The organism is Streptomyces niveiscabiei (genome assembly GCF_001419795.1).
Lineage (GTDB): Bacteria > Actinomycetota > Actinomycetes > Streptomycetales > Streptomycetaceae > Streptomyces > Streptomyces niveiscabiei.
Genome location: NZ_LIRL01000271.1, coordinates 1 through 7,916, shown reverse-complemented (window position 1 = coordinate 7,916; position 7,916 = coordinate 1). Strand labels below are relative to the sequence as shown.

The following is a 7,916-nucleotide window of genomic DNA, read 5'->3' as shown; positions in this document are numbered from 1 at the left end:
GAGGTGGCCGACGACGCCGAGGACGACGGCCGCGCACAGGCGGTCGGGGAGCCGTACGTCGGGGAGCGTGCCGGCGGTGACGGTGACGCGTGCGGCGAGTGCGGGCCGGCAGGCGAGCCGGGTGGCGAGCGCGACGCGCATGGCGGCGGAGGGCTCGACGGCGAGGATCCGGGCCCCGGGGACGGCGTCGGCGGCGGCCTCGGTGGACAGGCCGGTGCCGGCGCCGAGGTCGAGCAGGGGGCCGTCCGCGGGGTCGGCGCCGTCGAGGGCGCGGCGCAGGAGGGGGCCGAGCCGGGCCCAGGTGGGGCCCGCCAGGAGGTCGTAGAACTCGGCGGCGGCGCCGTACAGGTCGGTGTCAGGCAGGGACATCGGCCTGCTCCGGGGCGGTCAGCTGGTCCTGGTCGCGGATGAGGGTCCAGGAGACGAGGGCTGCCAGGAGGCTGATCACGGCCGCCGCGACGAGGATCGTGGCGAGTCCCGCGGTGAGCGCGGAGCGGGCCGCGTCCAGGACGGGTTCGCGGGCCCCGGCCGGCAGGGCGCGTTCGAGCTGCCCGAACTGGCCTGCGGCCACGGAGTCCCTGACCTGCTGGCGCATCCCCTCGGGGACGTGCAGGGCCGCGAGCCGGGTGTCGTCGAGGTCGTGGTCGATGCGGGTGCCGAACACCGCGCCGAAGGCGGCCACACCGGTCGCCGTGCCGAGCGGGAAGAACGTGTTGGTCATCCCGGAGGCCATCCCGGCCCGCTCCGGCGGTACGACGCCGACGGCGATGCCCATCAGCGGCGGGAAGGCGATCGCCCCGCCGATGCCGAGCAGCACCAGGCCCGGCAGCATCACGAGCCAGGAGTCGTCGGGTCCGACCCGGGCCATGGTGAGCAGGCCGACCGCGGTGATCCCGGTGCCGAGGGCCATGACGCCCCGGGTGGGCAGCACTTTGAGGAGCAGCCCGCTGAAGGGGGCGACCAGCATGATGAACGCGGTCATCGCCAGCAGCCGCAGCCCGGTGCCGAGCGGGCCGTGGCCGAGCATGCCGGACAGCCAGAGGATGAGGTAGGGCAGGATGCCGAAGCTGACCACCCGGCAGACGAAGCTGAGCACGATCGCCCCGCTGAACGACGGCACCCGCAGCAGCCGTACGTCGAACAGGGCGTTGTCCCGCTGCCGGGTCTCCCACCCCACGAACCCGGCGATGAGCAGGGCCCCGCCGACGAGCGGGAGCAGCGCGGAGGCGGACGTCCAGCCGTGCTCGGGGCCGGTCACCAGGCCGTAGTTGAGGCCGAGCAGCGACCCGGCGGCCAGCAGCAGCCCGACCAGGTCGAACCGCCCCTGGGGGCGCGGGAGCCGGCCCGCGCGGTCGTCGCGGGGCACGCGCAGGGCGGTGCCGAGCACGATGAGGACGCCGACCGGCAGGTTGACGTAGAAGATCCACCGCCAGTCGAGGCCCTCGACGACGGCGCCCCCGACCAGCGGGCCGAGGGCGGCTGCGGCGCCGCCCGCCGCGGAGAACATGCCGATGGCCGACTGGCGGCGCCGGCCCTCGTACGCTCCGGCGATCAGGGCGAGCGCGGTGGACATCACCAGTGCGCCGCCCAGGCCCTGGAGGGCGCGGCAGGCGATCAGCGTGCCGACGCCGGGGGCCGCGCCGCAGCCCGCGGAGGCGGCGGTGAACACGGCGACGCCGGTCAGGAACAGCCGGCGGCGGCCCATGCGGTCGGAGAGCGATCCGGCGGGCAGCAGGAGGGCGGCGAAGACGAGGGTGTAGGCGTTCACCACCCATTGCAGTCCGGTCAGTCCGGCGTCGAGGTCGGCGGCCACCTCGGGCAGCGCGACGTTGACGACGGTGATGTCCAGCGTCATCAGCACGGCGGCCAGTGACGTCATGGCGAGCAGCCAGCCGCCGCCGGCCGCCGGGGCGGTCTCGGCCGGCGGTCGCGGGCGTGCGTCCTGGGTCATGGGAAACCCCTCGAAGACATGGGTATACGACGTATACGGACGGGCGGACGGCAGCGCCGCACGACGCGGTGCGAGAACTGCGAGAACTCAGCGCCCGGGGTGGGGCGCCGGAGTCAGTCCGCCGGCAGGCCCCGCAGGAGGGCCTTCAGACCGGGTACGAACGCGTCCTGCGCCGCGCCCTCGCGCGGCGGCCGGGACAGCATCCGGGCCAGTCGGGGATGGTCGTCCATCCGGACTCGGGTCATCAGCTCGTGCCGGGCGGGGCGGCCCTCGGGCCCCAGCGCGGGCAGGTACGACAGGTGGCCGAAGGTGTACCACCACAGCGCCCAGTAGGCGTCGGCGGCCTGCTCCTCGTCGAGCCCGGCCTCCGCCAGCAGGGCGAGGACATGCTCGACGAAGCGCGCGGCGGCCGGCCCGAACAGGTCGCCGCCCCTGAGGACCTCCGCCACCCACGGCTCCGCCGTCAGATGGTCGTGCAGGGAACGGAAGGCCAGCACCAGGCGGTCCGACGGGGAGCCGGGGCCGTCCTCGATCACCAGTTCCTCGGCCACGTCGTCCAGCATGGCGACCAGCAGTTCGCGCTTCTCGCCCACGTGCCGGTACAGCGCCATGGCCGTCACACCGAGTTCGGCCGCCACCGCGCGCAGGGTGACGGCCGCCAGCCCCTCGTCGCGGGCCAGCCGCCGGCCGGTGGCCACGACGGTCGCCCGGCTCAGCGGGGAGCGCCGCTTGCCCGTCCCGGGGCGTGTCCCGTCGCTGTCGGTCGTCCTGCTCGGCATACCGCCACCCTAGAGTCACCGCGTCACGTCCTCTCCCCGGGCCCTGGCACCGGGCATGGCCGCCACCAGGGCGCGGGTCACGTCGTGCTCGGGCCGGCTCAGCACCCGGGCGGCCGGTCCCGTCTCGCGGATGCGGCCGTCGTGCAGCACGGCCACCCGGCCGCCGAGGCGGGCGGCGACCGACAGGTCGTGGGTGACCATGACGACGGCGAGCCCCTCCCGCTCCCGCAGGCCTGCGATCAGCTCGACGACTCCGGCCGCCACGGACGGGTCCAGCGCGCTGGTCACCTCGTCGCAGAGCAGCACCTCGGGGTCGGCGGCGAGCGCCCGCGCCAGGGCGACGCGCTGCCGCTGGCCGCCGGAGAGCGCCCCGGGCAGCCGGGCGGCCAGCGCCGGGTCGAGGCCCACCTGTGCCAGCAGCCGCGCCACCTCGCCCTGCCGCCGGGCGGCGGGGAGGTCGGCGCGGAACACGAGGGGTCGGCCGACGATGGCGGCGACGGTGTGGCGCGGGTTGAGCGAGGCGTACGGGTCCTGGGGGACGAGCTGCACCGCCCGCCGCTGCCGGGGGTCGCGGTCGCGTACGTCGGCTGCGCAGGTCTCGCCGTGCAGCCGGATCTCGCCCCGGGTGGGGGTGTCGAGACCGGCGAGGCAGCGCAGCAGGGTCGTCTTGCCGCAGCCGGAGGGGCCGACGACGGAGAGGCAGTCGCCGGGTCCGAGGTCGAGGGACACGTCGTCGAGGACGGAGGTGTGGCGGCGGGTGAGGGTGAGGCCGGTGGCGCTGAGGAGGGTTCCCGGTGCCGGGTCTGTCGGGGTGGGGGCTGCCGGTGCGTGTGCGTCGGCCGGTTCCCTCAGGACGGTGTCCGCTGCGCCGAGTTCCACGATCCTGCCGCTGTCCATGACGGCTACCCGGTCGGCGACGGCGGCCACCGCGCCGAGGTCGTGGGAGACGAGCAGGACGGCCGTGCCGGTCTCGTGGCGCAGCCGGGTCAGGTCGGCGAGGAAGGCCGCCGAGGTGACGGTGTCCAGCGCGCTGGTCGGCTCGTCCAGGACCAGCAGGCGCGGTTCCACGGCGAGGGCGACGGCGAGCGCGGCCCGCTGCCGCTGGCCTCCGGACAGCTGGTGGGGCCGGCGGCGCAGGACCTCCGAGGGCCGGTCGAGTCCGGCGAGCCGCAGGGCCCGTGCGGTGCGCTGCGGCCACTGCGCCTTGGGGACGCCGCGGGCCCGCAGCACTTCGGTGAGCTGCGCGTCGATCCGCAGGTGCGGTGCGAGGGCGGTGCGCGGGTCCTGGGCGACGTAGCCGCACACGGCCGCGCGCAGCCGTCGCAGGCGCCGCTCGTCGAGCGCCAGCGCGGGGTGCCCGTCGAGCCGTACCTCGCCCGCGGTGTGCCGCAGTCCCGGCGCGATCTGTCCGAGGGCGGCGAGGACGAGGGTGCTCTTGCCGCTGCCCGACTCCCCCACGACGGCGAGGAGTTCACCGGGGGCGAGGTCGAGGCCGACGCCGTCCAGCACGGGCTGCCCGGCCTCGCTCTCCACGCGCAGCCCTCGTACGGAGAGCAGGGCGTCCGGGTCCGGGGCGTCGCCGGTCGCCGGGGCGGCCGTACGGCGGCGGCGTGCCGTCCGTGTCCTGGCCGGGCCGGGGAAGGCCGCGTCCAGCAGGAGGTTGGTGGCGAGGAGCAGGACGAGGAGGAGGGCGGCCGGGGCGAGGACCGCGAGGGGTTGCAGGGTGAGGCCGTCGCGGTTCTCCAGCACCATCAGGCCCCAGTCGGCGGCCGGGGGCTGGGCGCCGTAGCCGAGGAAGGCGGCGGTGGCGACGACGGTGACCGCGCCGAGGAAGCGGACTCCGGCGTCGGCGGCGAGGACGGGGGCGAGGTTGGGCAGCACCTCGCGCGCCAGCACGCTCGCCGTGCGCTCGCCCCGTGCGACGGCGGCCTCCACGTAGTCCTGGGCCAGGATCCGCAGCGTCGCGGCCCGCACCACGCGGACGCTGTCGGGCAGCAGGACGAGCCCGGTGGCGAGCGCGACGCCCCACGGGCCGCGTCCGGTGGCCACGACGACCACGCTGAGCAGCAGGAAGGCGGGCATGCCGAGCAGGACGTCGGCGACGCGCAGGACCAGGGTGTCGGTCCAGCCCTTGTGCCAGGCGGCGGTGGTGCCGGCCAGCGCGGCGAGGGCGCAGACCGCGGCCGTGACCGCGAGCGCGTCGAGCAGGAGCGCCCGGCCGCCGGACAGGACGCGGCTGAGCACGTCGGAGCCGAGCCGGTCGGTTCCCAGGGGGGCGCGGGCGCTGCCGGGGGCGTATGGGATGTCCACGGGGTCGGTGACGGCGTGCGGCGCGAACAGGGGCCCGAGGAGGGCGACGGCGACGACGAGGAGCAGGACGGCGAGCGCGGCGCGTCCGCGCCACCGTCGGCGCTGCGGCGGGCGCTCGGAGGTGAGGGTCATCGCGGGTGCCTCTGCACGGGGTCGAGGAGCGGGACCAGCAGGTCGGCGGCGAGGTTCGCGGTGACCGCGACGGCGGCGCCGAGCAGGGCCACGGCCTGGACGACGGGGACGTCCCGGGCGGCCGTGGCGTCGACCAGGAGTGCGGCGAGCCCGGGGTAGCCGAAGAGGGACTCCGCGACCAGCGCCCCGCCCAGCAGGTAGGCGACGGAGCGGGCGAGCGTCGGTACGGCGGGGCCGAGTCCGGCGGGCAGGACGTAGCGCAGGGCGACCCGGTGCTCGGGCACCCCGTTGAGGCGTGCCGCGTCGACCGCCGGGGAGCGGGCGGCCTCGGCGACCCCGGCCCGCACGAGCCGCAGGTTCTGCGCCAGGCCCACCGAGACGAGGGTGAGCACCGGCAGGACGAGCACGGCGGGCTTGTCGAGCGGCCCTTGTCCGGCGCCGAGCAGGGACACCGCGGGCAGCCAGCCGAGCCCGGCGGCGAACACGGCCATCAGCAGGGCGCCGGTGACGAACTCCGGTACGGCGGCCAGGGCGAGCGCGCCGCCGGAGACGACCCGGTCGCCGCGCCGCCCGGCCCGCAGCCCCGCCCACAGGCCGAGCCCGACGGCGAGCGGCACGAGCACGGCCGTGGCGGCGAGGCCGAGGACGAGGGAGTTGCCGAACCGGTCGGCGATCAGCTCGGCGACCGGGCGGCCGTTGGCGTAGCTCGTGCCGAAGTCGCCGCGGACGGCGTGCCCGAGCCAGTCGAGGTACCGCACGGGCGCGGGCCGCTCCAGGCCGAGCTGTTCGCGCAGCGCGGCGACGGCGGCCGGGGTGGCCTGGGGGCCGAGCCGGGCGGTGGCCGCGTCGCCGGGGGCGGCCTCGGTGGCGGCGAACACCAGCACCGACACGGCGCCCAGGACGAGCAGCGCCCCGCCGATCCGGCCCAGGCGGCCTGTGGTGCTCATGCGACGAACGCGTCCCGCAGGCTGGGGAAGTCCGCGTAGCCGCGCGGTGTGACCCCGTGTGCTGTCGCGGCCGAGCCCGACACGGTCGGCACGCGCGCGAACAGGGCGTCTCCGCCGTGCTCGTGGAGGTGCTCCAGCACGTCCGCGACCCGTGTGCGCCGTTCCTCCTCCCGGGTCGCCCGGTTCATGGCGGCGATCAGCGGGTCGAGCGCGGGGGCGCCCTTGGTGCCGGTGAGCGGGAAGGAGGCCGTCGAGCCGTAGTAGGTGCGGATCGCCAGCGGCAGCGGGTTGGGGTGGTAGGCGGCGGTCTGGACGGGGGTGGCGAGGATCGTCTTGAAGTCGCTGTAGTAGTCGGCGGCGGGCACCTTGTCGAGCGTCGCCGTGATGCCGGCCTTCGCCAGCATCGGCACCATCGCGGTGGCGCTCTCCTCGGTGCCGTAGTCGTAGTCCGAGGTGCGGATGCGGACGGCGAGCCCTTCCTGTCCGGCCTCCTTGAGGAGCCTGCGGGCCTGCTCGGGGTCGTACGCGGTCTGCGCGATGCCGGTGGCGTAGTAGGGCTGGTGGGCGCCCACGAGGTCGTTGCCCGTCTCGCCCTGGCCGAGGGTGACCGTCCGGACCAGGGACGCGCGGTCGAGGGCGAGTTTCACGGCGCGGACGACGCGGGGGTCGGTGAACGGCTTCAGCCCGAGGTTCATGGGCAGGCTGAGGTCGACCCACAGGTCCTTGGGCGGGATCTCCAGGCGCAGGGCGCTGTTGCCGCGTTCGGTGCGCAGCGCGGTCAGGGCGAGCCCGCCGGCGTAGTCGAACTGGCCCGCCTTGAGGCCGCTGAGCCGGGCCGCCGCGTCGGTGACGGGGATCAGCTCCAACTCGTCGAGGTAGGGGCCGCCGTGGCCGGCGTCCCAGTAGTCGGCCCGGGGCACGAGGAGGCTGCTGCGCCCGGCCTGCCACTCCTTGACGACGTACGGTCCGCTGCCCACCGCCTTGCTGAGGTCCTTGGTGCCGTCGGGGAAGACGAACATCGAGTGCGCGAGGGCGAGGTCGAAGAACCCGTCCGCCATGGTGAGGGGCAGTTCGAGCGTCCAGGTGTCCCGGGCGCGCGCCTTGTTCAGGTCGAGGTGCGCGATGAACCCGGCCTGCGGGCTGCGCTTCGCGATCAGCGTGCGGAGGCTGAACAGCACGTCCTTCGCGGTGAGCGCGCGCCCGTCGCTGAAGGTGACGCCCTTCCTGATCCGTACGGTCCACCGCGTGGCGTCGGCGTTGGGTTCGACGCTCTGCGCGAGCCGCCACACCGGTTTGCCGCCGTCGAGTTCGCCGAGGGCGTCCCAGACGACGCGGGCCCGTACGTAGTCGATGCCGACGCCCGCGGCGAGCGTGGGGTCGGTGGACTCCGTGCTGCCGCCGATGAACGCCGCCCGCAGCTTTCCGCCCTTGCGGGGGGTGGCGGGCGCCTTCGCGGCGGGCTGCTGGTCGCTCCCGCCTCCGCAGGCCGCCAGCGCTCCGGCGGCGGTCACCGCCACCGCCCCTCCCGCGACGCCGCGCAACGCGGCACGCCGAGTTATCACTCCGGTTCCCTCTCCCGTGGGTATACGACGTAAACGAACCTACCCGTGACGACAATCATTTTCAATAACGAGCGGGACACGACTCCCGGCCGGGCGCCGGACCCACCGCGTACCGACACAGCAGTGGCGGTACCAGGCGTAAAGCGGCTGAGGATTGGAAAAGGGCTATACGGCAAACCCGGGGAGCGGTGGGGCGTATCCGGGGTGCCGGTCTGGCAGGCGGGCGGAGGGGGCT

Annotated in this window: 6 protein-coding genes; all 6 read right to left on the bottom strand. The window is 75.5% G+C overall.

What is annotated here, in order from left to right:
• Positions 1-369, bottom strand: a 369-nt coding sequence (locus AOK24_RS14550; RefSeq protein ID WP_159051869.1) for a methyltransferase domain-containing protein, incomplete at its 3' end; no start/stop codon positions are given.
• Positions 356-1,951 carry an MFS transporter gene (locus tag AOK24_RS14545; RefSeq protein WP_055720491.1) on the bottom strand — a complete coding sequence of 532 codons (1,596 nt, stop codon included), beginning with the start codon at positions 1,949-1,951 and terminating at the stop codon, positions 356-358. The genes AOK24_RS14550 and AOK24_RS14545, both read right to left, overlap by 14 nt.
• A 113-nt stretch (positions 1,952-2,064) precedes the next feature.
• The gene (locus tag AOK24_RS14540) at positions 2,065-2,730 is read right to left on the bottom strand and encodes a TetR/AcrR family transcriptional regulator (protein WP_055720490.1); all 666 of its coding nucleotides are present in this window, start codon (positions 2,728-2,730) and stop codon (positions 2,065-2,067) included.
• A 15-nt stretch (positions 2,731-2,745) separates the two neighbouring features.
• A complete protein-coding gene (locus AOK24_RS14535) occupies positions 2,746-5,172 on the bottom strand; it encodes an ABC transporter ATP-binding protein/permease (RefSeq protein ID WP_079056813.1) in 2,427 nt (808 codons plus the stop codon).
• On the bottom strand, positions 5,169-6,119 hold the full coding sequence (locus AOK24_RS14530; RefSeq protein WP_055720489.1) for an ABC transporter permease: 951 nt from the start codon (positions 6,117-6,119) through the stop codon (positions 5,169-5,171). The genes AOK24_RS14535 and AOK24_RS14530 overlap by 4 nt, the downstream gene beginning before the upstream one ends.
• Entirely contained in the window at positions 6,116-7,681 is a 1,566-nt protein-coding gene (locus AOK24_RS14525; protein WP_133258141.1) for an ABC transporter substrate-binding protein, read from the bottom strand. The genes AOK24_RS14530 and AOK24_RS14525 overlap by 4 nt, the downstream gene beginning before the upstream one ends.
• Positions 7,682-7,916 lie beyond the last annotated feature (235 nt).